The 25,380-nt window shown below is 58.8% G+C and carries 26 protein-coding genes and 2 tRNA genes; 9 read left to right on the forward strand and 19 right to left on the reverse strand.

The window, feature by feature from the left end:
* Positions 1–290: 290 nt before the first annotated feature.
* The 8 genes from ACYZTW_RS02360 to ACYZTW_RS02395 all read right to left on the reverse strand — a co-directional run bounded on the left by ACYZTW_RS02360 (position 291) and on the right by ACYZTW_RS02395 (position 7,018).
* Positions 291–1,613, reverse strand: a complete 1,323-nt coding sequence (locus ACYZTW_RS02360) for a tyrosine-type recombinase/integrase (RefSeq protein ID WP_462003587.1) — start codon at positions 1,611–1,613, stop codon at positions 291–293.
* Positions 1,614–1,784: 171 nt separating this feature from the next.
* Positions 1,785–1,860 (reverse strand) — tRNA-Thr (locus ACYZTW_RS02365).
* 103 nt (positions 1,861–1,963) lie between these two features.
* Positions 1,964–2,491 (reverse strand): serine acetyltransferase, encoded by a 528-nt coding sequence (locus tag ACYZTW_RS02370; RefSeq protein ID WP_462005688.1) that lies wholly within the window; start codon positions 2,489–2,491, stop codon positions 1,964–1,966.
* A gap of 323 nt (positions 2,492–2,814) precedes the next feature.
* Positions 2,815–4,044, reverse strand: a complete 1,230-nt coding sequence (locus ACYZTW_RS02375; protein ID WP_462003588.1) for a methyltransferase — start codon at positions 4,042–4,044, stop codon at positions 2,815–2,817.
* On the reverse strand, positions 4,025–4,714 hold the full coding sequence (locus ACYZTW_RS02380) for an ABC transporter permease (RefSeq protein ID WP_462003589.1): 690 nt from the start codon (positions 4,712–4,714) through the stop codon (positions 4,025–4,027). Before ACYZTW_RS02380 ends, ACYZTW_RS02375 begins: the two co-directional genes overlap by 20 nt.
* Positions 4,711–5,406 carry an ABC transporter permease gene (locus ACYZTW_RS02385; protein WP_462003590.1) on the reverse strand — a complete coding sequence of 232 codons (696 nt, stop codon included), beginning with the start codon at positions 5,404–5,406 and terminating at the stop codon, positions 4,711–4,713. Before ACYZTW_RS02385 ends, ACYZTW_RS02380 begins: the two co-directional genes overlap by 4 nt.
* 78 nt (positions 5,407–5,484) lie before the next feature.
* Positions 5,485–6,231, reverse strand: coding sequence for an ABC transporter substrate-binding protein (locus ACYZTW_RS02390; RefSeq protein WP_462003591.1), 747 nt, complete (start codon positions 6,229–6,231; stop codon positions 5,485–5,487).
* A 13-nt stretch (positions 6,232–6,244) separates the two neighbouring features.
* A complete protein-coding gene (locus ACYZTW_RS02395; protein ID WP_007897462.1) occupies positions 6,245–7,018 on the reverse strand; it encodes an ABC transporter ATP-binding protein in 774 nt (257 codons plus the stop codon).
* A 563-nt stretch (positions 7,019–7,581) separates the two neighbouring features.
* Between ACYZTW_RS02395 and gabP the strand changes: the two genes are divergently transcribed.
* Positions 7,582–8,973 carry a GABA permease gene (gene gabP / locus ACYZTW_RS02400; protein WP_462003592.1) on the forward strand — a complete coding sequence of 464 codons (1,392 nt, stop codon included), beginning with the start codon at positions 7,582–7,584 and terminating at the stop codon, positions 8,971–8,973.
* Positions 8,974–9,045: 72 nt separating this feature from the next.
* Here the strand turns inward: gabP and ACYZTW_RS02405 are convergent, their stop codons facing one another.
* The 4 genes from ACYZTW_RS02405 to ACYZTW_RS02420 are packed head-to-tail and all read right to left on the reverse strand — an operon-like array spanning position 9,046 to position 12,057.
* Complete coding sequence (locus ACYZTW_RS02405; protein WP_462003593.1) at positions 9,046–9,498, reverse strand: hypothetical protein; 453 nt, start codon at positions 9,496–9,498, stop codon at positions 9,046–9,048.
* 6 nt (positions 9,499–9,504) lie between these two features.
* Positions 9,505–9,921, reverse strand: a complete 417-nt coding sequence (locus ACYZTW_RS02410; protein WP_462003594.1) for a hypothetical protein — start codon at positions 9,919–9,921, stop codon at positions 9,505–9,507.
* 33 nt (positions 9,922–9,954) lie between these two features.
* The gene (locus ACYZTW_RS02415; protein WP_462003595.1) at positions 9,955–10,929 is read right to left on the reverse strand and encodes an alpha/beta hydrolase family protein; all 975 of its coding nucleotides are present in this window, start codon (positions 10,927–10,929) and stop codon (positions 9,955–9,957) included.
* A 48-nt stretch (positions 10,930–10,977) separates the two neighbouring features.
* The gene (locus tag ACYZTW_RS02420; protein WP_462003596.1) at positions 10,978–12,057 is read right to left on the reverse strand and encodes a PDDEXK nuclease domain-containing protein; all 1,080 of its coding nucleotides are present in this window, start codon (positions 12,055–12,057) and stop codon (positions 10,978–10,980) included.
* A gap of 261 nt (positions 12,058–12,318) precedes the next feature.
* Between ACYZTW_RS02420 and ACYZTW_RS02425 the strand changes: the two genes are divergently transcribed.
* Entirely contained in the window at positions 12,319–12,768 is a 450-nt protein-coding gene (locus ACYZTW_RS02425) for a carboxypeptidase regulatory-like domain-containing protein (RefSeq protein ID WP_462003597.1), read from the forward strand.
* Positions 12,769–12,846: 78 nt separating this feature from the next.
* On the opposite strand, the gene ACYZTW_RS02430 is transcribed toward ACYZTW_RS02425, so the two are convergent.
* The 5 genes from ACYZTW_RS02430 to ACYZTW_RS02450 all read right to left on the reverse strand — a co-directional run bounded on the left by ACYZTW_RS02430 (position 12,847) and on the right by ACYZTW_RS02450 (position 17,067).
* Positions 12,847–12,922 (reverse strand) — tRNA-Phe (locus ACYZTW_RS02430).
* Positions 12,923–13,025: 103 nt separating this feature from the next.
* Positions 13,026–13,298 (reverse strand): oxidative damage protection protein, encoded by a 273-nt coding sequence (locus ACYZTW_RS02435; RefSeq protein WP_008149405.1) that lies wholly within the window; start codon positions 13,296–13,298, stop codon positions 13,026–13,028.
* Positions 13,295–14,362, reverse strand: a complete 1,068-nt coding sequence (mutY, locus tag ACYZTW_RS02440) for an A/G-specific adenine glycosylase (RefSeq protein WP_462003598.1) — start codon at positions 14,360–14,362, stop codon at positions 13,295–13,297. The genes ACYZTW_RS02435 and mutY overlap by 4 nt, the downstream gene beginning before the upstream one ends.
* Positions 14,359–16,584, reverse strand: a complete 2,226-nt coding sequence (locus ACYZTW_RS02445) for an AsmA family protein (protein WP_462003599.1) — start codon at positions 16,582–16,584, stop codon at positions 14,359–14,361. Before ACYZTW_RS02445 ends, mutY begins: the two co-directional genes overlap by 4 nt.
* A gap of 78 nt (positions 16,585–16,662) precedes the next feature.
* On the reverse strand, positions 16,663–17,067 hold the full coding sequence (locus ACYZTW_RS02450) for an acetyl-CoA sensor PanZ family protein (protein WP_462003600.1): 405 nt from the start codon (positions 17,065–17,067) through the stop codon (positions 16,663–16,665).
* 222 nt (positions 17,068–17,289) lie between these two features.
* Between ACYZTW_RS02450 and ACYZTW_RS02455 the strand changes: the two genes are divergently transcribed.
* From ACYZTW_RS02455 to ACYZTW_RS02485, 7 genes are all read left to right on the forward strand, one after another.
* Positions 17,290–18,954: an OFA family MFS transporter gene (locus ACYZTW_RS02455; protein WP_462003601.1), complete on the forward strand. Its 1,665-nt coding sequence runs from the start codon at positions 17,290–17,292 to the stop codon at positions 18,952–18,954.
* Positions 18,955–19,217: 263 nt separating this feature from the next.
* Complete coding sequence (gene hisB, locus ACYZTW_RS02460; protein ID WP_129439274.1) at positions 19,218–19,811, forward strand: imidazoleglycerol-phosphate dehydratase HisB; 594 nt, start codon at positions 19,218–19,220, stop codon at positions 19,809–19,811.
* Positions 19,811–20,449 carry an imidazole glycerol phosphate synthase subunit HisH gene (gene hisH, locus ACYZTW_RS02465; protein ID WP_033058292.1) on the forward strand — a complete coding sequence of 213 codons (639 nt, stop codon included), beginning with the start codon at positions 19,811–19,813 and terminating at the stop codon, positions 20,447–20,449. The genes hisB and hisH overlap by 1 nt, the downstream gene beginning before the upstream one ends.
* Positions 20,450–20,710, forward strand: a complete 261-nt coding sequence (locus tag ACYZTW_RS02470) for a DUF2164 domain-containing protein (RefSeq protein ID WP_462003602.1) — start codon at positions 20,450–20,452, stop codon at positions 20,708–20,710. It begins immediately after the preceding gene.
* Positions 20,711–20,752: 42 nt separating this feature from the next.
* Entirely contained in the window at positions 20,753–21,490 is a 738-nt protein-coding gene (gene hisA, locus ACYZTW_RS02475) for a 1-(5-phosphoribosyl)-5-[(5-phosphoribosylamino)methylideneamino]imidazole-4-carboxamide isomerase (RefSeq protein ID WP_462003603.1), read from the forward strand.
* Between the two features lie 9 nt (positions 21,491–21,499).
* Positions 21,500–22,270: an imidazole glycerol phosphate synthase subunit HisF gene (gene hisF, locus ACYZTW_RS02480; RefSeq protein ID WP_007949037.1), complete on the forward strand. Its 771-nt coding sequence runs from the start codon at positions 21,500–21,502 to the stop codon at positions 22,268–22,270.
* 105 nt (positions 22,271–22,375) lie between these two features.
* Positions 22,376–23,131: a substrate-binding periplasmic protein gene (locus ACYZTW_RS02485; RefSeq protein ID WP_462003604.1), complete on the forward strand. Its 756-nt coding sequence runs from the start codon at positions 22,376–22,378 to the stop codon at positions 23,129–23,131.
* 147 nt (positions 23,132–23,278) lie between these two features.
* Here ACYZTW_RS02485 and ACYZTW_RS02490 read toward each other — a convergent pair whose 3' ends face one another.
* Positions 23,279–24,055 (reverse strand): divergent polysaccharide deacetylase family protein, encoded by a 777-nt coding sequence (locus tag ACYZTW_RS02490; RefSeq protein WP_462003605.1) that lies wholly within the window; start codon positions 24,053–24,055, stop codon positions 23,279–23,281.
* 1 nt (position 24,056) lies between these two features.
* Positions 24,057–25,373: a S41 family peptidase gene (locus ACYZTW_RS02495; protein ID WP_462005689.1), complete on the reverse strand. Its 1,317-nt coding sequence runs from the start codon at positions 25,371–25,373 to the stop codon at positions 24,057–24,059.
* Positions 25,374–25,380: the final 7 nt, after the last annotated feature.

The raw sequence follows: 25,380 nt of genomic DNA on the forward strand, positions 1-25,380 counted from the left end.
ATTTGGGATTTTCGGTTTGTGGTTCCTAGTGCATCAGTCGAACTGAGCCTTCAGCGGAAGTGATTGTTCGTTTTCGCCTAGAGTTGGGGACAATGTGTAACCCCCTTGATTCCGGCGCGTCTGAAGTTGTGGGTTAAATTATCCACCTGTGGAAATCAGTGGTTTTCCACAGACCGTTGGGTGGGCTTTAGATTTTTTAAGTGAGGTCCATCCAAACAGGGCGGCTTTGCAGCCCTGTTTGGATGGACCCGCGTAGACAAGCGGATCACTGAGATATGAAGACCGAGCGCTTACTCAGTTGCACCACGTTTTGCTTTTAAGCGAGTGACGTTCGGTCCGGTCTGGTTCGCGAATTCGTGTGGAGTGACATGCTCCTGCCGGTTGGCCTCCAAGTACCGGCTCCACCAGTTCATGATCAGCCTGCGCTCCTCGATGAACTCGGCCTTGTGGATGTAAGCGGCGCGGACGTTGTTGCGTTCCTTGTGGCTCATCTGCCTTTCGATCGCGGTCTCGGACCACAGTCCTGATTCAATCAGTGCACTACAGGCCATTGAGCGAAAGCCATGACCGCAGAGTTCGGTTTTGGTGTCATAGCCCATTTTTCTGAGTGCGCTGTTCACCGTGTTTTCAGACATGGGTTTCCAGGGCTTGGCATCGCCTGCAAACACCAGGTCGAATTCGCCGGTGAGGACGTGGATCTGTTCAAGCAGAGTCACGGCTTGCGGCGATAAGGGTACAAGGTGGATGTCCCCGGCCATCTTTGTACCCCTTGTGGAAAAGGGCACTCCGTCCAATGGCGGACGAGTGTCCGGTATCTCCCAGGTGCCGCGCTTGAGGTCGAACTCGCCCCAGCGGGCGAAGCGCAGTTCGCTGGAGCGTACGAACACATGCAGCGAGAGCATGACCGTCAGCCGGGTAAGTGCGCGGCCTCTGTAGGTGTCGATACGCTCCTGCAATTCAGGCAGACGCGATAAGGGTAAAGCAGGGCGGTGAATCACCCTCGGAGCTTTGATCAAACCTTCAAGGTCGGAGGCAGGGTTTGCCGCGATCTGTCGAGCTCGTTTCGCCTCGCGCATGATGCTTTGCAGGTAGTTTTGTACCCTTAAAGCGACGTCAATCGTGCCGCGTTTCTGGATCGCTTCCAGAGGTTGCATCAGGTCATGGGTGTCCAGATCGACAATAGAGCGAGCGCCGATCAGCGGGAAGACATGGGTTTTGAGACGGCTCAGGACGGTCTTGGCATGGCCCGGAGCCCATTTGGCAGACATCGCTTTGTGCCAGTCCAGTGCGGCGCTTTCAAAGGTTCGGCCTTTGATTGCGGCCTGCGTCTTGGCTTGGTGTTTGGTCTCTATGGGGTCGATGCCTTTCGCCAGCATCCGCTTGACCTCCAGGCGCTTGTTGCGCGCATCGGCGAGGCCGACCACGGGATAGCTGCCGAACGAGGTCAGTCCTTCGCGTCCATCAGGTTTGACATACCTGAGACGCCAGCCTTTACGGCCATTGGGTTGGACTAGAAGGTAGAGGCCGTCGCCGTCGAAAAGCTTGTAGGCGCGGTCGGTGGGCTTGGCTGAGCGGCAAGCCGAATCGGAGAGTGGAGCAGTGGTGCGCGACATAAGGGTACTCCCCCTTTATCGAATTACCTTACCCCTAACATTACCCCTAAAACGGCTGGAATCCACCAGATTTTGACGTAACCCGACAGAACCCCAAAACGAAAAAACCCGCCAGAAGGCGGGTTTTTCGGGGGTTCCAGAGATTTTGAAAGCCTTCTCTGGAACCTTGTATGGTGCCGGCACCAGGAGTCGAACCCGGGACCTACTGATTACAAGTCAGTTGCTCTACCAACTGAGCTATACCGGCGTGTTAGGGCGACGATTATAGCGATTGGATTGGTTCTGTAAACCCCTGAATTCAGACTATTTTTGCGCAGGCCTCAACTGAGGTTTTCTGGCAGGCCTTGCAGTCATCGCGCGTTGTAAAACGTCGTCCCTTCAGGGATGTCTTTATTGACGAACGACATGGCCCCGATCGTGACGTTATCCCCGATACGCAGGGTGTCCGCGATGATGCAACTGTTGGCCCCCACGCTGACATTGTCACCAATGATCAGGTTGTACGTGTCCAGCCCAAGGGTCTTGATGCCAATGGTCGTGTTTTGCCGGATGAAAAAATTCTGACCGATTTTGACGCTGCCGGTGATGACCACGCCCGGCAGGTGGCCGATTCGAAAGCCAGGCCCTATCTGGGCGTCGATACTGATATCGACTCCGTACTTGAGATTGAGCTTTCTCTCCAGGCGCTTGGCATAGCGGCGCGCAACACCGTTTCCGGAATAAAGGTACTGGGCCAGTCGGTACATGAACAAATACCGGAGCGTGTTGTTTTTTCGGGTTCGTTTGAGAATGTTGCTGACAAGGCCTATGCGGCTGCCACGCTTTTTCTTGTTCGAGACTTCGGACTGCCAATGCAATATCAAGGTGTCGAGATTCAAAGCGTAGCCCCTGTTAAACCATACGGCGGTGAGAAGCGGCGGAGTGTAGCGGGTGCTTTGTACGCTGGATACGAGGCGCAATTAATCCTCGGTTTTGGTGATTATGTCCTTTTGATGGAATGCTTATGCACAACGGGCCGGCATAAGCGAGCGCTTACAGCTGAATGTGTAGACCCATTCTCATTTTGCTCGCAAATACCTGTTTTTCTGGTTTTTTATTCATGTGTACGAAAATTGAACAGTAGTGTTTCAACCCCGAAACAGGTGTGGATATTGGATCCACGATAATTCCATCAACAGAGTTATCCACAGGCTGAGCCTATTTAAGGGCGTTCGGCCAAGAGTAGAAAATTACGCGGTGTGAGCGGGGTTTCGCAGAAGGTGCCGAGGCGAACGGCATAACCCTGCTGGAACAGGAAAAGCGCCCGATCGAGTACCAGCCAAAGCTCCAACGGGCGTCGGAAAAGTCCGCGCAACAGCTCCAGATTGCGCACTTCGGCCAATCGCTGCCAACCGGAGGCTTCAAGTGCTGACCAATCCTGCGGGCCGATTGTGGATAACTCCTTGTACGCGGCCAAATGATGGCAGTAATCGACGAAGGATTTATCCAGCCAGGCGCTGGGCAGGGACGGGGTGGGCAGGTATTCGTCTACGCCACGCAGTTGCCGCTGCAGCAGGTCGAAGGCCAGGCGTCGGGCCATGGAGGTGTCGCGCTGACGTCGGACGCGAGCGCCGGCGGTGACGGTTTCGCTCATCGGTAGCGAAAGATCATCGAGGGACAGCTGTAGGTCGGAGCGCTTGGCCGACGAGGAAAGCGGCTGATACTCGCTCAGACTGATTCGGTTATAGCAGCAAGGCGCGATGGCCAGTTGCTTGCAGCCAGACGCACTGGCGAGCTGGATCAGCCGCACATGCAGATCACCGCAGGCGTGCAGCGCTACGGGCGTGTGATCGGCATTCAAAAAAGAGGCGGCGTCTGCAGCGAGCACGTCTTGTTGGACATGCAGCGCATGCAATTGATGGCGCTGGCTGAGTGCCTGGCCGCTGGCGACCAGTGCTGGGTCGTATTCCAGGCAGGTCAGTTGTTGCCCGGTTTGCAGCAGACGTCGTCCCAAGTGTCCTTTGCCTGAGCACCAGTCCAGCCAATGGCTCGGCGCGTCAGCAAACTGCAAGCGACTGGCGAAAGCTTCGATCTGCTGCCACTTGCGCCCCGGCACATCGACATTCAGTCGATGACCCGCCGTTTCAAGCGCATGCGCCGGCAACTCATCCACCGCGCTCAACTCAAGGGACATCGCCGCCAATGAGGCAAACGGCTCCGGCGCGTCCAAAAGAGCTGGGTTGTTGTGAGCGTGTTCCGCGTCCTCCAGCGATCGCCTGCGTAGCCAGGTCGCCAACTCGGGGTAGGACGCTTCCCATGGAAGTTGCTGATGGGTAAACGGCCGAGGTTTCCACAGCGCCTGATGCTCGATCAGAAAAGCATCCAGCGCCGTGAAACGGGCGAGTAAGGCCTCACCCGTTAACACGCAGGAATCAACGCCCCTGGCAGGCATCGACGCGCAGCCAGCGCTCCAGCAGCTTGAAGCTGCGAACCAGCACGTAAGCCATCAGCAGATAGAACATGCCGGCCGCGAAGAAGATCTCCACCGGCAGGTAGGTCCGGGCAATGATGGTGCGGGCCATGCCGGTCAGTTCCAGCAGGGTCACGGTGCTGGCCAGGGCGCTGGCCTTGAGCATCAGGATGACTTCGTTGCTGTAGGCCGGCAGACCGATGCGCGCCGCTCGGGGCAGGATGATGTAGACCAGCGCCTTGGCCCGGGACATGCCCAAGGCGCGCGCCGCTTCGATCTCACCGGGTGGAATCGCTTGGATCGCGCCGCGCAGGATCTCGGCGATGTAGGCCGCGGTGTGTAACGTCATGGTCGCCGTGGCGCACCAGAACGGATCGCGCAGGTACGGCCACATCGAGCTGTTACGGATCGCGTCGAACTGCGCCAGGCCGTAGTAGACCAGGAACAGCTGAACCAGCAACGGCGTGCCACGGAAAAAGAAGATGTAGCCGTAGGGGAATGCCCGCACGTACCAGCGTCGCGACGAGCGTGCGATGCCCAGCGGAATCGCCAGTAGCAAACCCGCGATCACGGCGATGGCCACCAGTTCCAGGGTCAGCGACGCGCCGTGGGCCAGTTTCGGCAGCCACTTGATGATGACTTCCCAGTTCATTGGGTGCTCCTCGCGAAGCCGCGAGCGGCACGTCGTTCCATAAAGTACATGCCGGTCATGGCGAGAATCGTCAGGCCCAGGTACATAAACGCGGCCACCATATAGAAGGTGAACGGCTGCTTGGACACGGTCACGCCGATTTGCGCGTGACGCATGATTTCTTCCAGGCCGATGACCGATACCAGCGCAGTGTCTTTCATCAGGATCATGAACAAGTTGCCCAGGCCGGGCAGGGCGATGCGCCACATCTGCGGCATGATCAGTTTGGTGAAGATACGGAATTTTGACAGGCCCAACGCCACACCCGCTTCGCGGTGACCTTTGGGGATAGCCAAAATTGCACCACGAAACACTTCCGTGGCGTAGGCGCCGAAGCACAGCCCCAGGGCAATTACGCCGGCGGCGAAGGCATTGAGTTCGAGGTCGGGGTTGCCGAAGAACTCGCCCAAGGCGCGCATCAAGTTGACCGTGCCGAAGTAGATCAACAGCACCCAGAGCAATTCCGGGATGCCACGAACCAGTGTCGAATAAGTACCGCCAAGCCATTGCAGCGGCTTGTACGGGGAAGTCTTGGCCAAGGCGCCGAGCAGACCGAGCACCAGCCCCAGGCACAAGGCCGAGAGAGCCAGTTTCACAGTCATCAGCGCACCAGCGGCGAGCGCCGGGCCGAATCCGTAGAGATCGATAGTCATGGATTTCTTTTCAAATCGCGGCAGGCAATACCAGGGACTGGCGCCGTCAAAAAGCGGCGCCAGTCAGGCAGGTCAGAATCAATAGATGCTGAACGGGAAGTACTTGTCGTTGATCTTCTTGTAGGTGCCGTCAGCAACGATTTCTTTCAGTGCGGTGTTCAACTTTGCGCGAATCTCATCGCCTTTACGTACAGCGATACCGATCTTGTCGCTTTCTTCCACCGGGTCGCCCTTGAATTCGTAGGACCGGCCGGCGTCGCTTTTCAGCCACTCGTAGTTGACGTACTTGTCCGCCAGGATGCCGTCCAGACGACCGGAGGTCAGGTCGAGGTAGGCGTTTTCCTGGGTGTCGTAGAGTTTGACTTCAACGCCTTCCATGTTGTCTTCCAGCCAGGTGCCAGCGAGGGTCGCACGTTGTGCGCCGATCACTTTGCCTTGCAGGGAAGCCTTGTCGGTTTTGAAGTCGACGTCTTTCTTGGCGATGAATTGCAGCTTGTTGGAGTAGTACGGGTCGGTGAAGTCCACCGCTTGCTTGCGCTCGTCGGTGATCGACATCGAGGAGATCAGGAAGTCGAATTTCTTGGCGTTCAGGGCCGGAATGATGCCGTCCCAGTCGGACGTAACCACGGTGCATTCGACTTTCATCTTGGCGCACAGGGCGTCGCCGATTTCTTTGTCGAAGCCGACGACATTGCCACTGGCATCTTTGTTGTTGAACGGCGGGTAGGCCGCTTCGATGCCCATCTTCAAGGTCTCGGCGGCGGCACCGGCGCTGAAGGCCAGGGTGACGGCAGCTGCCAGAAAGATTTTTTTGTAGTTCTGCATGCGGGTAGCTCCGTTAGCGGTTGCTGGACATGAATTGTTTGCAGCGCGCCGAAAGCGGGTTTTCAAACACCTGCTGTGGCGATCCTTGCTCTTCTACCAGGCCCTGGTGGAGGAACACCACCTCGCTGGACACCTGACGGGCGAAGCCCATTTCATGGGTGACCAGCAGCATGGTGCGGCCTTCTTCGGCCAATGCGCGGATGACATTAAGTACTTCCTGGACCATTTCCGGGTCAAGGGCGGAGGTGGGTTCGTCGAACAGGATCACCTTGGGTTGCATTGCCAGGGTGCGGGCAATGGCCGCCCGTTGTTGCTGACCGCCGGACAGTTGCGCCGGGTAGGCGTGGCGTTTGTCAGCGATGCCGACCTTGGCCAGCAAGGCTTCGGCAACTTCGATGGCTTCAGCCTTGCTCTGGCCGAGTACGCGGCGGGGGGCTTCGATGATGTTGTCGAGCACGCTCATATGCGGCCAGAGATTAAAGTTTTGAAAAACAAAACCGATCTCGCTGCGCAGGCGATTGATCTGCTTGCCGTCGGCAGCGACCAGTTCGCCGTTCTTGGCGGCTTTGAGCTTGAGTTCTTCGCCGGCCACCAGGATTTGGCCCTGATGCGGGTTTTCCAACAGGTTGATGCAACGCAGGAACGTGGACTTGCCGGAACCGGAAGAACCCAGGATCGAGATCACGTCGCCGTCGCGGGCGGTCAGCGAGATGCCTTTAAGCACCTCAAGCTGTCCGTAGCGTTTGTGCAAGTTGCGGATTTCAAGCGCGGGCGTGGCCTCAGCCATGTGCGTTCCTCATAAGTATTTCGCTCCTGCTGTTGGCGGCCTTCCTGGCGAGGCGGCCAAGCTAGCATAGCGTCTGAATGGCAGCCAACAGCGCTACGGGCGGTAAACGGGTGGTCTGTGGCAGGTTGTCGCATCGGTACAGCAGACTGTCGCGCTGCTATCAACCGAACAGCCGTTTGAACCCTGCCTGTCGATAAAAAAGGGCGGGGCGGTCCCAAAAAAGGGCGCGATGTTGCCAGCTTTGGCGGGGGGTTGGAAGTGCTAACCGGCCAAACGTTCCTGATCTGCACTTTTATTGTGCGTCGCGCATTTTCCGGGTGTGTTTCCGGTGCGCGAATTCGTTCTCAAAGTGAGTCGCAGGGTAACGCTTTGGCAAAGTGCTATTATTTTCAATGGCTTGCGATGACTGTCCGGTCTGGATGAGATCGCCGTGGTAGAGGGATTTGAAACATTTTGGCGCAATTATTGCGTACAGAATCCAGAACGCCCCGTTGGTTTCTTTTTACGAGAAAGAAATTCAGGCGGGATGCACGCATTCGCTTTTCCTTACAAAGGTAGTTTCAATGAGCAGTACCCAAAGCTCCAATGGCCTCGAACAGGGGCTCAAACCGCGTCATGTGACCATGCTGTCGATCGCCGGGGTTATCGGTGCCGGCCTGTTCGTCGGCTCGGGCCACGCCATCGCCGCCGCTGGCCCGGCCGTGCTTTTGGCCTATGCTGCCGCCGGTATGCTGGTAGTGCTGGTGATGCGCATGCTCGGCGAAATGGCCGTCGCTTCGCCGGATACCGGCTCCTTCTCGACGTATGCCGATCGCGCGATCGGTCACTGGGCCGGTTTCACCATCGGCTGGTTGTACTGGTGGTTCTGGGTGCTGGTCATCCCGCTGGAGGCCAACGCCGCCGCGACTATCCTGCATGCCTGGTTCCCGAATGTGGCGATCTGGGCCTTCACGTTGATCATCACTTTGCTGCTGACAGTCACCAACCTGTTCAGCGTGAAGAATTACGGTGAGTTCGAATTCTGGTTCGCCCTGGTTAAAGTCGTGGCGATTATCGGTTTCATCGGCCTTGGCATTCTGGCGATCTTCGGCTTCCTGCCGAACAGCCAGGTCAGCGGCGTTTCGCACCTGTTCGACACTCAAGGCTTCCTGCCAAACGGCATGGGCGCAGTGTTGGGAGCGATCCTGACCACCATGTTTTCCTTCATGGGCACCGAGATCGTGACCATCGCGGCCGCGGAATCGAAGAACCCTGGCCAGCAAATCTCCAAGGCCACCAACTCGGTGATCTGGCGGATTGGCTTGTTCTACCTCGTGTCGATCTTCATCGTTGTGGCCCTGGTGCCATGGAGCGACCCGATTCTGGCCAGCGTCGGTTCCTACCAGACCGTGCTGGAACGCATGGGCATCCCGAATGCCAAGCTGATCGTAGATATCGTGGTGCTGGTTGCTGTAACCAGCTGCCTGAACTCGGCGTTGTACACCGCCTCACGCATGATGTTCTCCCTGGGCAAACGCGGTGATGCACCGGCCATTTCCCAGCGCACCAACAAGAGCGGCACGCCGTACTGGGCCGTCATGTTGTCCACCGGTGCTGCGTTCATCGCGGTTTTCGCCAACTATGTGGCCCCGGCCGCCGTGTTCGAATTCCTGCTGGCCAGCTCCGGCGCTATCGCGCTGCTGGTGTACCTGGTGATCGCCATCTCACAACTGCGTATGCGCAAGCAGCGTATGGCTCGTGGTGAAAAAATCGCCTTCAGCATGTGGCTGTTCCCGGCCCTGACCTATGCGGTGATCATTTTCATCGTTGCGGCCCTGACGATCATGTTGTTCCAGGACGCGCATCGTGTGGAAATCCTCGCCACTGGTTTGCTGAGCGTGTTGGTAGTGGCTGCCGGTTTGTTTGTGGCTCGCCGTCGCAAGCTGCAGAAGATGGGTGCGGTGGTGCTGAGCTGATTCGCACCGCATAACGCAAAACGGCCGCTGTCAGTGATGACAAGCGGCCGTTTTTGTTTCTGAGGCGAGTGTTTACTCAGCCTTTTCTTCCTGCGCATCCAGCGATTCGCGATAGCTGTCCAGTGCATCGCCAAAGTCGGTGATGAACTGCGGATCTGTCAGCCAGGCCTGGGCGGTGTCGCGGTCCATGCCGTCGGCCCACATGCGGTAATCGATCAGCATGTCGGCGGCCAGGTGAGTGGCGGCCATGGCTTCGTTGTCGGCGTTTTCCATGTCCAGCAGTTCTGGATGGTCGCTGATGATTCCGGCGAGGTTCGACAGCAAGGTCAGCAGCATGTCGTTGCGGCTGGTGGCTTCTGCGTCACGCATTTTGCTGAACATCGCCAGGGTGTATTCGGGGATTGGCTCGCCGATTTCCCCCAGGTCATCGTCCAGTGCGGCGGGTTTTCTGCCGTGGATGTTGATTTGTTTGGCTTTGATCTTGGCGCGTTTGGCGCGTTTCTGTTGCTTGTTCAGGGATGCCATGGGAACTCAGTTTGCTTTCTGTTGGGTTTGAGCCGCGATGGCGTCGGACGCCGCCACGTAGTCGGCCTGGAAGGCCGGTGATTCGATCCACGCCAAGGCACCGGCTTCGTCGACTTCGGTGGACCATTGGCGATATTCAATCAGCGCGGCGACGATAAAGTCTGTCGCTGTTTCTTCGCCTTCCTGCTCCAGCACCAGCGCGAGCAGCGGGTGTTCAAGAAAGGCCGCGCACATGGCTTGTTGGCTGATCTTTTCCGCGTCGATCATTTCTTTGAACAGATCGGTCAGGTCAACCGATTCGAAGTCGATGCGATCATCGTTCGGATCGAGTTCGACCGGTGCGGCGGCCCGTTGGGTGCGGTTCTGCTTGGCCTTGGCTTTGGCGCGTGTGGCGCGTTTTTGCTGCTTGTTGGCGGAGGCCATGGGCGTCGTTCCGTATTTCGTTGAGTGGGCAAGTCAGCTGCGTGGCACTAGCCGCCCGGGTGTGTCGGGGGTCAGTTCGCCGGTCTGCAGCCAGGACAATGCAATGGGCCATAGTGTGGCTTGGTATGCGCTACGAAAAAAGGCGAAATGTCCGACTTCTTGTTCGCCGATGTCTTCGGGGGCGATTCGCAGGTGGCTGGTCGTTGCGCCGGTGAAGTAACCGAGCAGGCGCTCGACGGCTGGAATCGTGCCGTAGGGATCGTCGTTGATGCTGATGGCCAAGGTGTTCGCGATGACATTGGCAAACGGGAGCTGGCCGTGTTTCGCGTGAATGGCGCGACCGCTGGGGCGCTTCTCGTAGCGGGCGGTGGGCATGCTCCAGTCGCGGACCACGCCAGCGGGGGTGTCCTCTAGCCAGCCGAGACGTTTGCCGGGGAAGTAGCCGCAAAGCAATGTCATCAACGGCATCACCAGATGCCACTTGCCGAACATTCGCCAGCGATGGGCGGGCGCGTAATCGCGCCAGTAAGCGAATTGCGCACCGACGGTCACCAGACGTCGAATCATATGCCCGGAAGCTCCCAGGCCCGCTGCACAGCCTCCAAAGCTGTGGCCTACAACATCGATGGGTTGCCCGGGAAATTTACGCTGAGCGCGCTTGAGCATCGCCTCAAAGTCCAGCGCGCCCCAATCTGACCATGAAGCCCGAAGCCCTTTCAGCGAAGCGGGTCGCGATTCGCCGATGCCACGGTAGTCGTAAGTGATCACGTCGAAGCCGTTGGCGTACAGGTAATCGGCGAAGCGTGAGTAGTGGCGACAGCGGACTGAGGTGGCGGCGTTGATGATCACCACAGGACGGGTCGAGTCTTGATGCGCATGCCGCCAGGTGAAGCCGCCAAGGATGAAACCGTCGGCGGCGGGTTCCTTGAAAGAGTCACCAGGTGTGCCGGTGGGTAACGGCAATTCAAGTTGCGTCGGGGCCAGTGAGGGCATGTCCTGCAAATTCATCGGCTTTGAACCTTTGCGGTTAGCCAGTCACCATAGTCTTCACGCCGTTTATGAACAATCCACCCGTGCTTTTCGGGGCCTTTGCTTGAGTAATCGCTCCTCAAGCACTGCCCACTCCCGATCCAGTTCTGCGCGCAGTTCCTCCTCGCTTGGCAGCACCAACTTGTACTTGCTGGCGAACAGTTGTTCGTTACCTTCCAGTACTGAATAGCGCACCACCGACTCGTCTTTTTGCGCGCAGAGAATAATGCCAACGGTGGGGCCATCTCCCGCTCCGCGTTTGAGGTCGTCGTACATACGCACGTACATGTCCATCTGGCCGACATCCTGGTGGGTCAGTTCGCCGCGCTTGAGGTCGAAGATGACGAAGCACTTGAGCAGGTAGTTGTAGAACACCAGATCGATGTAGAAGTCTTTGCTCTCGGTACTGATGCGTTGCTGGCGAGCGATGAAGGCGAAGCCTTTGCCCAATTCGAGCAGGAAGCCCTGGAGTTGATTGATCAATGCTTGTTCAAGTTCACTTTCCTGGATCAAGCCCGCATTGGGCAGGCCGAGAAACTCCAGTAGCACTGGGTCCCGGATGAAATCCCGAGGGTGCGCTTTCATGTTCTGAATGTTGGTGGCGGCTTCCTGTTTGACGGCGCAGCGGTCTCGGCTCGCCAGCAGGCGCTCGTAGTAGAGCGTGTTGATCTGGCGTTCCAGCGCGCGGCTTGACCAGTTCTGAAGGGCTGATTCGTTCATGTACCAGTGGCGAGCGTGGTCGTTGTCGACGCGAAGGAGCCTGCGGTAGTGAGTCCAGCTCAATTCGGAACGCACTGCGTTCCAAATTGGAAAGGTCTGATAGAAATCTCGCATGTACCGCAGGTTGCGTTCGTCAAAACCCTTCCCGAACTCCGCAGTCAGCACCTTCGCCAGCGATGCCAGCAACTGCTTGCCATAACCCGCCCGCCGGGCCCCCTCCTGCTCGAACTCCACAATATGCCGCCCGATCTGCCAGCAGGTTTGCACCTGGACGGTATCGACCGCACGTAGCACCTTCTGCCGCGCCTGACGGATCAATTCGCCAAGATTGCCAAGCAGTGAGGCGAGTTGTGGGTCTTGGGTGTTATCGGGTTTGAGTGCGCTCATGAAGTCTTCCGCGGCTGGATGAACAGGCAGAAGAGGATTGCAGGGGGAGGTTGGTCAGCGATGCCGGGCGCGGCTGGTAAATCGGAAGGAAAGTCCGACTGGTTTTGCGGGATCACGCCGACGGCAATCCACGCTTGAGGAATACAACGTGTAGTCCAATTCGCAGTGAACCCAAGTACTAATCAATCTAAAACTTGAGCATTCAGCGAGAAATCTAAAAGGAGTAACGAAAGGGTTCTGTGGAGCCCGGGAGTCACCATCATGAAGTTCGTCCATTCACTCATGTTGCCCATCGCCGCAGTCGGCGCGTTGATGTTTTCAGGCATTTCACCGGCCGCCAGTCTGGAGCCCATCGACAGCTCAGGTGTGCAAGTCCAGAGGCAAGAGCAAAACGGGATCGCTTACTTGTCCGGCGGTGTTGGCGAGGATGAGTCAAAGGCCATCCAGCAAACCACTGGGTACAACCTGCACATGACCTTCTCCACCGGGCCTGCGAGCGAATACGTTCCCGACGTGGATGTAATCATCCAGAAAGCCGAGGGGCAGCCCGTGCTGACACTGAGTGAGGCGGGTCCGCTGGTCTACGTTCAACTGCCTGCCGGCAAGTACACAGTTGTCGCCACGCATAGAGGTGAAGTCCGGCGTGATACGGCGGATGTAGGCAGCGGCGCCGCTCATAACCTGGTCTTCCACTGGGGGGCTGAGAACTAGCGACGACTGCGTAGCGTCATCAACTAAATCGCAGGCATAAAAAAACCCTGAATCTTGCGATTCAGGGTTTTCGGTATTTGGTGCCCAGAGACGGAATCGAACCGCCGACACGGGGATTTTCAATCCCCTGCTCTACCGACTGAGCTATCTGGGCAACGGGGCGCATTAAACTGGTTTTTCAGGGGGTCGTCAAGAAAGTTTTCAAAAAAATTTTAATTATTACCGTCGCTTACGTTCCGACCCTCGAAAAAGCGGGATTATTCAGCCGGCGGAACGTAGCCGTCAGCCTTGGCGTATTCCTCGCCGGAAAAGAACTTGTCCATCTCGCCCTGAAGGTATTTGCGGTCTTCGGCGTTCATCATGTTCAGGCGTTTTTCGTTGATCAGCAGAGTCTGGTGCTTTTGCCAGTCTGCCCAGGCTTTGGCCGAGACGTGGTCAAAAATGTCCTGACCTTTTGCGCCTGGAAATGGAGCGCGCTCCAGGGCGGGCAATTCTTCTTTGTACTTGCGGCACATGATGGTGCGGGTCATGACGACTCTCCTGCGTTCAATACGGCGGCCGCGCGTTCGAGCAAGGTTTTGACCGGGGCGGCAAGGCCCAGGCGCGGCGGGGTGGCGAGGTTATACCAGAGCCAGTCGGCCTCGGCCACGTGATGGCCAGCCTCCTGGACCTGAACCAGCCAGGGTTCGATGGACAACTGAAAATGACTGAAGGTGTGTACCAGGCTCGGCAGCGCCTGTTGGCTGCCAAGCTCCAGCGAATGCTGCGAAGCCAGATGTTGCAGGTCGTCGAGGTCGTCGAGTTCCGGCAGGCTCCATAGACCGCCCCACAAGCCCGTGGAAGGGCGACGGTAAAGCAGAATCGCGCCTTCGCCGTTGGCGAGCATCGGCATCAGCGTGCGCTTCTGAGGCACGGCTTTACGCGGTTTGGGGATTGGATAGCGCGTCTCCAGGCCGAGCATGTGCGCTTCGCAGCCTTTTTTCAGCGGGCAGAGCAGGCAGCTCGGCTTGCTGCGGGTGCAAAGCGTGGCGCCCAGATCCATCATCGCCTGGGTATAGGCATTGACCCGATCATGCGGCGTAAAGCGCTCAGCGTTCGCCCACAGCTGTTTGGCGACCTTGGGCTCGCCCGGATAACCTTCTTGCGCGGTAAAGCGCGCGAGTACCCGTTTGACGTTGCCGTCGAGGATCGGCGCCCGCAGGCCCATGCTCAGGCTGGCGATGGCGCCCGCCGTGGACAGGCCGATACCCGGCAGATCAGTGAGTTTTTCCACATCCCGCGGAAACTCGCCGCCGTACTCGGCGACAACAATCTTCGCGGTCTTCTGCAGATTGCGTGCGCGGGTGTAGTAACCCAGGCCGGTCCACAGGTGCAGGACTTCGTCTTCCGGCGCGGCGGCCAGGGCTTCGACCGTTGGCAACGAGGCCATGAACCGATCGAAGTAGTTCAGCACAGTGCTGACCTGGGTCTGCTGCAACATGATTTCCGAGACCCACACCCGATACGGGGTGATGCCTTGTTGCCAGGGCAGGTCGTGACGGCCGTGGCGGTCGTACCAGTCCAGCACCGCCGTTGAAAACTGCTCGGCTTTCATCGCTTGAACAGCCCCTTCAACGCGTTTTTCAGTTCCGGGCTGACTTTGTCGCCGAGTTTCTCGTCGATTTTTTCGCTGATCCGCTCGCCAGCCAGTTTGCTCGCGACCTGGCCCATGCGTTCGTTATCGAGGCGGCAAGCCTTGGCGCCCAGTTCCAGCGGGCCACGGCAGCGCAGCGGCCACTCGATGCCGACGAACTTCTCGCCGACCTGGCAAGCCGGGTCCGGCATGTCGCTCTTGTCGCCTTCGACGATAACGCCCACACGGTAATCCATGCCCAGCACCCTCAGATCGACGTCACCGTCGCCGTTGACGGTCATGCCCGGGATGCGCACTTTCAGGTCCGGGTTGCTGGCCACGCCGTTACGGAAGGTCAGGTTGCCCTTGAGCTCCTGGAACGGTGTGTCCTTGCCCCGTGGCTCGCTGCTGAGGGATTTACGGTTCAGGGTGGCGATGCCTTTGCACAGCTGTTGTTCGAGGTTGGCATTGAGCAGAACGCCATTGTTGATGACGAAGCTGGCGTTGCCGTTGAGGCTTTCGATCAGTGCTTTCTGGCTGTTGCCGCTGCCGGTCAGGTTGCTGTTGAGCGTCACCAGGCCTTTGACCGGCGGATTTTTACCTTGGCTTTCGAGGATTTTTTCTACCGGCACTTTGCTGATGTTCGTCTGCATGTTCACCGCCGGCACTTGCTGACGCACATCGAGGGTGCCCTTGGCGTCGAAGTTGCCGTCGTACAAGTCGCCGCGCAGGCTTTCCAGTGTCAGCAGACCGCCCTGGCCTGTGGCCTTGAGCGCAGCGTTCTGGATCGGCAATTTATCGAGGGTCAGCTGGCCGAAAGTCAGGTCCGCGTCCACATCGAGTTTGCTCAGGCGTTCCACCGGCAGGAGGCGCTCGTTGCTCCACGCGTCTTTGGTCGGTGCTTGCGGCAGCGGGGTGTTGCCCGGGCCAGCCATGGCGTCGGCTTCGGTGCTGGCCACTTCGGCCTGACGCACCTGCGTCGCGCTATTGGCTTCGGCAGATTTTGGTGGCAGATAACGGTCGACGTTGAAGGTGTCGGCCTTGAGGGTCGCCCGCAGCGATTGTTTGGCGAAGTCCTCGACGGCGATGCGGCCGCTGAAGGTGCTGTCGTCGACTTTGAGGTTGATGTTGTCCAGGATCACGCTGGTCGGCGTGCCGGCAAGGCGGCTGGCCAGTTCGACTTTGCTCAGGCTGCCTTCAGCCATCGCCGGAAGCTTCTGGCCGATGCTGTCGACGAATTTCGCCAGATCGAACTGGGCAATCGACAGGCCGCCGCTGATTTGCGGCGTCTTGTCGAGGTCGTTGACCTTCAGTTCACCCAATGCGCGCAGTTGGTTGGCTGAGATCTTGATGCCGGTCCATTCGGCGACGTTCGCGGCTTTATCCAGCAGCAACTGGCCCTGGGCGGCGAAGGTCATGGTTTTGCCTTGCAGCGGATCGCCAGCCACTTCGCCGGAGAGTTTCATGTCTTCGAATTTGTAGCGCTGCAGTGCGCGCTCGAAACGCAGCTCGCCGTTGAGCTCGGTACGGACACGCAAGACCGGCTGGTTGGTGCCCAGGAACGCGGTGAGTTTGACCGGGATGTTGGTGGAGTCATGCACCGGGCCGGTACTCAGCTGGATGCTTTCGGCGCTGAATTGCTTGCCGGTTTTCTCGTCGCTGTATTCAACGCGGGCGTTGTTGACGGTCAGGCTGTCGATGTCCAGGCGGATCGGCTGAGCCGGTTTTTCCGCTTGGGCGGTGGTCTCGGTCGCTGGTTCGCCAGTGGTCGCGGGCGGCGTGGCCGGGGTGGCCGGCGCCGGGGTCTTGCCGATGTCCTGCCAGTTGCCGTGGCCGTCCTTGTCGCGGTTCAGGCGCAGGTTCAGGCCTTCGACGCGCACATCGCTCATCTGCACTTCACGGCGCAGCAGCGGAAGCACGCGAACCGACAGGCCGAGCATCTGCAAATCAGCGAACGGCTCGGTGGGCTTGGCCAGGGTCGCGACGCTGGCTTCGTGCAATTCCAGGCCCAGCCACGGGAACAGGCTCCAACCGATATCGCCATTGAGCGTCAGCTCGATGTGGGCCTTGTCGCGGGCTATCTGGCGAATCTCGTCTTTATAGTCGTTGGGATCAAAGAGGTGGGTCAGGGCAAAGCCCAACGCCACAATGATCAGCAACAGCCCGAGAAGTACCAGACCCAGGATTTTGCCGAACGCTTTCATGGGCGAGTCCTTGTAGTTAGTCGAATTCGAAATTTAGCCGGGGAGTATAGCGCTCCGTAGCGGACGACCGGTCAGCGATCACGTCGGCAACTCATCCAGCGGTATTTTCAGTTTGGCCGCCAGCGCTTGTGCCTCCAGGTGCCCGGCAGGCGCCAGCAAGCGCAATGTTGCGCCCGATTGCGAGGCCATTTTCTGCGCTTCATTCACCAGGCGCTCGGCCACGCCACGCCGCCGAGTAATTTTTCGTACACATAGTTGGGACAGATACCAGACATCCTGGTGCCGTTGCAGGCGTGCCGCGCCTAACAGTCGATCGTTGAAGCGGCCGGCGATCAGGGAGCCATCCAGCAGGCAGCCTTCGATCAGTTGCAAATCCCCGGCAAACGGGGCAAACAGCCAGTCCGGCGCATCACGGTAGATCTTCTGCAGATCTTGCTGATCCTGATAAGTGGCTTCGTTTAGCGGCTCGACAATGATCGGCATGAGGGTTCCTTCAGTGGTACGAGAACTGATGACATACAAAAGGTGATATCACTTTGGTTTTTCTGTCACGTACAGATGGTAACCTCTGCCGGTTCGTCCGTCCTTCTGCGACGTGATGTCGCACCAAGATGGAGCTTTACCCCAAAAAACAGTCATGCGTGCGCATAAAGGCTGGGGGGTGAGGAGCGCTGACGAACCCTACTAATAATTGGGGGATACACAATGACCACGAGCATCACGGCGGACGGCCTCAAAGCCGACCAGCCCGCGTTCCTGTCCAAGGAGCGCATCATCGCCAAACCCGGTTTCAACCGTTGGCTGGTACCGCCGGCCGCCTTGGCCATCCACCTGTGCATCGGCATGGCCTATGGCTTTTCGGTGTTCTGGTTGCCACTGTCCAAAGCCTTGGGCGTGACCAAGGCAGTGACCTGCGCGCCGGACATGAGCTTCATCTCTCAAGTCTTCTCGTCCCAATGTGACTGGCCGATCTCGATGCTCGGCTGGATCTATACCCTGTTCTTCATCTTCCTCGGTTGCTCGGCCGCCATCTGGGGCGGCTGGCTGGAACACGCCGGGCCACGCAAGGCTGGCGTTGTATCGGCACTGTGTTGGTGTGGCGGTCTGCTGATTTCAGCGCTGGGGGTCTACACCCACCAGATATGGCTGATGTGGATCGGCTCCGGGGTCATTGGCGGTATCGGTCTGGGCCTGGGTTACATCTCGCCGGTCTCGACCTTGATCAAGTGGTTCCCGGACAAACGCGGCATGGCGACCGGCATGGCGATCATGGGTTTCGGTGGTGGCGCGATGGTCGGTGCTCCGCTGGCCGCAGCGCTGATGGGTCACTTCGCTTCGCCAACCAGCGTCGGCGTATGGCAGAGCTTCCTGGTGATGGCCGCGATCTACTTCGTGTTCATGATCGGCGGCGCACTGTCCTACCGCGTTCCGCCAACCGGCTGGAAACCTGAAGGCTGGACAGCTCCGGCGAAGAAAGCTTCCAACGCGATGATCACCCACCGTCACGTCCATGTGAATGTGGCGTGGAAAACCCCGCAATTCCGTCTGGTGTGGCTGGTGCTGTGCCTGAACGTTTCGGCGGGTATCGGCATCCTCGGCATGGCTTCGCCGCTGTTGCAGGAAGTATTTGCCGGTAAATTGCTGGGTAACGGTCTGACTTTCGGTCAGCTCGACGCCTCGCAGTTGGCCTCGATCGCTGCGATTGCTGCCGGTTTTACTGGTTTGCTGAGTCTGTTCAACATCGGTGGCCGGTTCTTCTGGGCTTCTTTTTCGGATTACCTGGGCCGCAAAAACACCTATTTCGTGTTCTTCGCCCTGGGTTTTGCCCTGTACGCGCTGATCCCGAACCTCGGTCATCTGGGCAACGTTGCGCTGTTCGTGGCGGCGTTCTGCATCATCTTGTCGATGTACGGCGGTGGTTTTGCGACGGTGCCGGCTTACCTGGCGGACCTGTTCGGTACGCAAATGGTCGGCGCGATCCATGGTCGTCTGCTGACGGCCTGGGCAGCGGCGGGCGTGTTGGGGCCGGTGTTGGTGAACTACCTGCGTGAGTATCAGCTGAGCATCGGTGTTGAACGCGCCGCGGCTTACGACATCACCCTGTACATCCTCGCGGGCCTGCTGGTGCTGGGTTTCATCTGCAATCTGCTGGTGCGTCCGGTGGCGGACAAGTACTTCATGACCGACGCTGAACTGGCTGCCGAACAGGCGCTGGGCCACGACAAGGGGGCTGACAGCAGCACCGTTTTGGAGTGGAAAGCGGATGCGGGCACCAAGCCTTTGGCAGTGGTTGCGTGGTTGGTGGTGGGTATTCCGTTGGCGTGGGGTGTGTGGGTGACCCTGCAAAAGACTGCAGTACTCTTCCACTAAGTAAACGTATCACCCCTGTGGGAGCGAGCCTGCTCGCGAATGCGGTCTGACAGTCGACAGAGATGTTGAATGTGAAGGCCCTTTCGCGAGCAGGCTCGCTCCCACATTTGTTATGTGGTGTATACAAATCGCTTGTATGGACATGTCTATCCCCGACAGCGCCGGATTCACTCCGTCAGTCATATCACCTCCCGTGTTTCTGTTTGGCGCTCGCGCCCCTATAATGGTTGCCTTTTTCGCCCAATGATTTTGCGGAGCTGGTGATGGCCGAACGTAAGGCGTCAGTCGAGCGCGACACTCTGGAAACCCAGATCAAAGCCTCGATCAACCTGGATGGCACCGGAAAGGCCCGATTTGATATCGGTGTTCCTTTTCTTGAGCACATGCTGGACCAGATCGCCCGTCACGGGCTGATCGACCTGGATATTGTCAGCAAGGGCGACCTGCATATCGACGACCACCACACGGTGGAAGACGTCGGTATCACCCTGGGGCAGGCCTTCACCAAAGCCATCGGCGACAAGAAAGGCATCCGTCGCTACGGCCACGCCTACGTGCCGCTCGATGAAGCGCTGTCGCGCGTGGTGATCGACTTCTCCGGCCGCCCTGGCCTGCAGATGCATGTTCCTTATACCCGCGCCACCGTCGGCGGTTTCGACGTTGACCTGTTCCAGGAATTCTTCCAGGGCTTCGTCAACCACGCCAACGTCAGCCTGCACATCGACAATCTGCGTGGGCACAACACCCACCACCAGATCGAAACCGTGTTCAAGGCTTTCGGCCGCGCACTGCGCATGGCGGTAGAGCTGGATGACCGCATGGCCGGTCAAATGCCGTCGACCAAAGGCGTTCTGTAATGCAGACGGTCGCGGTTATCGATTACGGCATGGGCAACCTGCACTCGGTGGCCAAGGCCCTCGAGCACGTCGGTGCCGGCAAGGTCCTGATCACCAGCGATGCCGACGTGATTCGCGAAGCCGACCGGGTGGTATTCCCCGGCGTCGGCGCGATTCGCGATTGCATGGCGGAGATCCGTCGCCTGGGCTTCGATTCGCTGGTGCGTGAAGTCAGCCAGGACCGTCCGTTCCTCGGCATCTGCGTCGGCATGCAAGCCTTGCTCGACAGCAGTGAAGAGAACGATGGCGTCGACTGCATCGGCCTGTTTCCGGGCGCGGTGAAGTTCTTTGGCAAAGACCTGCACGAAGACGGCGAACACCTGAAAGTCCCGCACATGGGCTGGAACGAAGTGAAGCAGACGGTGAGTCACCCGCTGTGGCACAACATTCCGGATCTGGCGCGTTTTTACTTTGTGCACAGCTACTACATCGCTGCCGGCAATCCGCGGCAGGTGGTGGGTGGCGGTCACTACGGTGTCGATTTCGCTGCGGCGCTGGCCGATGGCTCGCGTTTCGCCGTGCAGTTCCACCCGGAGAAGAGCCATACCCATGGCCTGCAATTGCTGCAGAACTTCGCTGCGTGGGATGGTCGCTGGTAAATGACAGCCAAGAAAACGAAGCCGCCGATCCTGACCCTCACTCCCGAACAGGAGAGCGAGGCCAATCACAAGATCAAACGCTTTATGGAAGATCGCTTCGAACTGGACCTGGGTTCGTTCGAAGCGGCTGAAATCCTTGAGCTGTTTACCCGTGAAATTGCTCCGCATTATTACAACAGGGCGATTTTCGATGTGCAGACGCACCTCAAAGAGAGGTTCGAAAGCATCGAAAGCGACTTGTGGGCGCTCGAGAAAAACTGATTTTCGAGCGAAGCTGAACAATCGAATTTGAAGGTTTGCCAGATGCTGATTATTCCCGCTATCGATCTTAAAGACGGTGCCTGTGTTCGTCTGCGCCAGGGCCGCATGGAAGATTCCACGGTGTTCTCCGATGACCCGGTGAGCATGGCTGCCAAGTGGGTGGAGGGCGGTTGCCGTCGTCTGCATCTGGTCGACCTGAACGGCGCCTTCGAAGGCCAGCCGGTCAACGGCGAAGTGGTCACCGCCATCGCCAAGCGCTACCCGAACCTGCCGATCCAGATCGGCGGCGGTATCCGTTCCCTGGAAACCATCGAGTATTACGTGAAAGCGGGCGTGAGCTACGTGATCATCGGCACCAAAGCCGTGAAAGATCCGGCCTTCGTCGCCGAAGCCTGCCGCGCGTTCCCGGGCAAGGTGATTGTCGGTCTGGATGCCAAAGACGGTTTTGTCGCCACCGACGGCTGGGCTGAGATCAGCACCATTCAGGTGATCGACCTGGCCAAGCAATTCGAAGCCGACGGCGTGTCCGCGATCGTTTATACCGACATCGCCAAAGACGGCATGATGCAGGGCTGCAACGTACCGTTCACCGCTGCGCTGGCTGCCGCGACGAAAATTCCGGTCATCGCTTCGGGCGGTATCCACAATCTGGGTGACATCAAGTCGCTGCTCGACGCCAAGGCGCCAGGCATCATCGGCGCCATCACCGGCCGGGCGATCTACGAAGGCACCCTCGACGTCGCTGAAGCGCAAGCTTTCTGCGATTCGTACAAAGGCTGAGGACTGACCATGGCGCTGGCCAAACGCATCATCCCTTGCCTGGACGTGGATAACGGCCGGGTGGTCAAGGGCGTCAAGTTCGAGAACATTCGTGACGCCGGTGACCCGGTGGAAATCGCCCGTCGTTATGACGAGCAGGGTGCCGACGAGATTACTTTTCTCGACATCACCGCCAGCGTCGATGGCCGCGACACCACGCTGCATACCGTCGAACGCATGGCGAGCCAGGTGTTCATTCCGCTGACCGTGGGTGGCGGCGTGCGCACCGTGCAGGACATTCGCAATCTGTTGAATGCCGGCGCGGACAAGGTTTCGATCAACACTGCTGCGGTATTCAATCCTGAGTTTGTTGGTGAAGCGGCTCAGCATTTCGGCTCGCAGTGCATCGTCGTTGCCATCGACGCCAAGAAGGTTTCGCTGCCGGGCGAAACCCCGCGCTGGGAAATCTTCACCCACGGCGGTCGCAAGCCTACCGGCCTCGACGCCGTTGAATGGGCGAAGAAAATGGAAGGCCTCGGCGCCGGTGAAATCCTGCTGACCAGCATGGACCAGGACGGCATGAAAAACGGCTTTGACCTGGGCGTCACTCGCGCCATCAGTGATGCATTAGGTATTCCGGTGATCGCCTCCGGTGGTGTCGGCAACCTGCAACACTTGGCCGACGGCATCCTTGAAGGCCACGCCAGTGCAGTGTTGGCGGCGAGTATTTTCCACTTCGGCGAATACACCGTGCAGGAAGCTAAGGCCTACATGGCTCATCGCGGAATCGTGATGCGTTAGGCGCCTGCGAAAACTACCTGCGCCTAAACAAATCGATGCAGGCCAGTGGACAGCATGGCGGGCTCAAGGCACTCTTGGGTACGCCATGGATCTCGGTAGCCAGACATGCTTAAACGCCTTCTTCTTGTCCTCGCCAGCGCTTCTCTATTGCTCATCAATGGAGTGCACGCTGAAGAAAGTCCCGGCACCGACCTGGTGTTGCTGACGGAAAACTTCCCGCCATACAACATGGCCAAGAACGGCAAGAACTTCGCTCAGGACGAGAACATCAACGGCATCGCCGTGGACGTCGTCCGTGAGATGTTCAAGCGCGCCGAGATTACCTATAGCCTGACGCTGCGTTTCCCTTGGGAGCGCATCTACAAACTCACCCTGGAGAAACCCGGCTACGGTGTATTCGTCATGGCTCGGCTGCCGGACCGCGAAAAACTCTTCAAGTGGGTTGGCCCTATTGGTCCGGATGACTGGGTCATGCTGGCCAAGGCTGATAGCAAGATCAACCTCGAAACCCTGGAAGATGCGCGCAGGTACAAGATTGGTGCGTATAAGGGCGATGCGATCGCCGAGACTCTGGCCAAGCAAGGGTTAAATCCGATCGTCGTACTGCGCGATCAGGACAACGCGAAAAAGCTGGTCAGCGGCCAGATTGATCTTTGGGCTACTGGCGACCCGGCCGGCCGTTACCTCGCTCGACAGGATGGCGTGACTGGCCTCAAGACTGTGCTGCGATTCAACAGTGCCGAGTTGTACCTGGCATTGAACAAGGATGTGCCGGACGAAGTGGTGGCCAAGCTGCAGGCTGCGCTGGATCAGCTGCGCAAGGAAGGCGTAGTGGACGACATCATGGCGCGGTATCTCTAAATCCAAACGCCAAATCTTGTGCCATGCACAATTCAAAGTGGGAGCGAGCCTGCTCGCGAAAGCGGATTGACAGTCAACGTATGCATCGACTGTGATGGCCCCTTCGCGAGCAGGCTCGCTCCCACAATGGTTTAGTGGTGTGGCGAGTTACCAATACACACCGTTCTTACCATGTGCAGCCGTTGCGCGATTGCCGCGCACGCTGATCATCATTTTGATATCGATCCAGTCAATTCCCTGAGCCTTGAGCCTGGGCAGCTCTCGCTCCAGCACCGCCAGCGTCTGCGGGTAGGGATGCCCGATCATCACCGCCGAGCCTTGTTTTCGCGCCAGGCCGATCGCCGTCTGTAGCTGCGTGAAGATCGCCGCTTCGGTGCGTTCATCGTCCAGAAACACATCCCGCGAAACGCTCGCCAAGCCAATTTTCTGCGCCTCGGCGGCCGCCACGGTTTGCGCGCTGGTGCGGCTGTCGACGAAGAATTTGTGCCGACGTTGCAGGTCGGCCATCAACCAGGCCATGGCAGCCGGCTGAGCGGTCATGCGACTGCCCATGTGATTGTTGATGCCAGCGGTGTACGGCACGACCTTGAAGGCCGCGTTCAGGCGTTTCTCAAGCTCGTCGATGGGCAAATCGGGATGCCAGGCGAACGGGCCGGTGGCCGGGTCCATGGGCATGTGCAGAATGACGATTTTGCCGGCGCGATGAGCCTCGCGGGCGAATTCGGTGGCGTGGGGCGTGTCGGGCATGATCGCGGTGGTTACGGGCCCGGGCAGGGCCAGCACGCGACGATCCCGGGGCAGGTTCTGCCCCAGGTCATCGATGATCAGGCTTAGATAGGCCTTTTGAGGCGCCGTCGCGACGGGCGTAGCGTGAGCAACACCCGCCAGACAACACAGCAGACCGAGGAATAACCGCAGGCGCATCTCAGCGGCCGGAGGTGATGCTCAACCCTTTGAGCAGGCTCAGGGCCTGGGCCAATTGGTAATCATCATCCTGCGGCATTGCCTTGGCTTTGCTGCTGGAAGTCGGTTTGTCGGCGCCGCCGTTGCCATTGCCCAAGTGACCTTGCAGATCGGCTTCCTTGAAGTACTCGCCGTCCTGCTCGTTGGTGATCTTGGCCTTGCGCACTTCGATGTCCGGGACGATGCCCTGAGCCTGGATCGAGCGGCCGTTCGGCGTGTAATACAGCGCCGTGGTGATCTTCAGTGCGCGTTCGTTGTTCAGCGGCAGCACGGTTTGTACCGAGCCTTTGCCGAAACTGGTGGTGCCCATGACCACCGCGCGTTTCTGATCCTGCAAGGCACCGGCGACAATTTCCGAGGCCGAGGCGCTGCCGCCGTTGATCAGCGCGACCATTGGCACGGCTTCGCTTTCGTCCTTGCCGGTGGCGGAGAAGCGCAGTTCGGAGTTGGCGATACGGCCCTTGGTGTAAACGATCAGGCCCTTGGTGATGAAGTGGTCGACCACTTCCACCGCCGCTTGCAGCACGCCGCCCGGGTTATTACGCAGGTCGAGAATGATGCCTTTGAGCTTCTTGCCGTTGTCCTTGCGCAGCTTGGCCAGGGCCTTGGAGACTTCTTCGCCGGTCTTGACCTGGAACTGAGTGATGCGGATGTAGCCGTAGCCCGACTCCAGCAACTGCGCCTTAACGCTCTTCACCTGGATGATGGCGCGGGTCAGGATCACGTCGAACGGCGTACCGCCGTCGCGCACCAGGGTCAGGGTGATTTTCTGGCCGATCTTGCCGCGCATCTTATCCACTGCTTCGGTCATGCTCTGGCCGCGGGTCGGCTGGCCGTTGATCTTGACGATGAAGTCGCCGGCCTGAATGCCAGCCTTGGAGGCCGGGGTGTCATCGATCGGCGAAACCACCTTGATGAAACCGTCTTCGGCGCCAACTTCGATGCCCAGGCCGCCGAACTCACCGCTGGTGCTTTCCTGCAATTCAGCGAAGTCTTCCGGGCCCAGGTAGGCGGAGTGCGGGTCGAGGTTGCTGAGCATGCCCTTGATCGCGTTTTCCAGCAGGGTCTTGTCGTCCACCGGCTCGACATAGGCAGCCTTGATCCGATCCATGACCTCGGCAAAGGTGCGCAACTCTTCCAGAGGCAATGGCGCCTTGGTAGTCGCAGCAGTGCCCGCAGGCGCGGCCGCCGGAGCAGGTTGAGCGGCGAACGCCAGAGGCGCGCCGATCACCAGGGCGATCGTCAGGGCCAGCGAGGTAAGGCGGGACAAATGCAGCATGTCGAAC

This window comes from Pseudomonas sp. LB3P25 (assembly GCF_054897985.1).